Origin of the sequence: Segatella copri, from assembly GCF_002224675.1 — a bacterium.
In the GTDB taxonomy this organism is placed as follows: Bacteria; Bacteroidota; Bacteroidia; order Bacteroidales; family Bacteroidaceae; genus Prevotella; species Prevotella copri_U.
The window spans coordinates 1-1,076 of sequence record NZ_NMPZ01000067.1; the positions used below are offsets into that span (position 1 = coordinate 1).

1 rRNA gene is annotated in these 1,076 nt (G+C 54.6%); it reads left to right on the plus strand.

Annotation, left to right across the window (positions count from 1 at the left end):
- A 16S ribosomal RNA gene (locus CFT61_RS16315) occupies positions 1–1,055 on the plus strand; the annotation flags it as partial.
- Positions 1,056–1,076: the final 21 nt, after the last annotated feature.

A 1,076-nucleotide genomic window follows, 5' to 3' on the forward strand; every position in this document is an offset into this window, starting at 1 on the left:
TTTTTGCATGTACCTTATGAATAAGGACCGGCTAATTCCGTGCCAGCAGCCGCGGTAATACGGAAGGTCCGGGCGTTATCCGGATTTATTGGGTTTAAAGGGAGCGTAGGCCGGAGATTAAGCGTGTTGTGAAATGTAGATGCTCAACATCTGCACTGCAGCGCGAACTGGTTTCCTTGAGTACGCACAAAGTGGGCGGAATTCGTGGTGTAGCGGTGAAATGCTTAGATATCACGAAGAACTCCGATTGCGAAGGCAGCTCACTGGAGCGCAACTGACGCTGAAGCTCGAAAGTGCGGGTATCGAACAGGATTAGATACCCTGGTAGTCCGCACGGTAAACGATGGATGCCCGCTGTTGGTCTGAATAGGTCAGCGGCCAAGCGAAAGCATTAAGCATCCCACCTGGGGAGTACGCCGGCAACGGTGAAACTCAAAGGAATTGACGGGGGCCCGCACAAGCGGAGGAACATGTGGTTTAATTCGATGATACGCGAGGAACCTTACCCGGGCTTGAATTGCAGAGGAAGGATTTGGAGACAATGACGCCCTTCGGGGTCTCTGTGAAGGTGCTGCATGGTTGTCGTCAGCTCGTGCCGTGAGGTGTCGGCTTAAGTGCCATAACGAGCGCAACCCCTCTCCTTAGTTGCCATCAGGTTAAGCTGGGCACTCTGGGGACACTGCCACCGTAAGGTGTGAGGAAGGTGGGGATGACGTCAAATCAGCACGGCCCTTACGTCCGGGGCTACACACGTGTTACAATGGCAGGTACAGAGAGATGGTGTTCTGCAAAGCGCATCTAATCCTTAAAGCCTGTCTCAGTTCGGACTGGGGTCTGCAACCCGACCCCACGAAGCTGGATTCGCTAGTAATCGCGCATCAGCCATGGCGCGGTGAATACGTTCCCGGGCCTTGTACACACCGCCCGTCAAGCCATGAAAGCCGGGGGCGCCTAAAGTCCGTGACCGTAAGGAGCGGCCTAGGGCGAAACTGGTAATTGGGGCTAAGTCGTAACAAGGTAGCCGTACCGGAAGGTGCGGCTGGAACACCTCCTTTCTGGAGAGACGAATTTCCTAT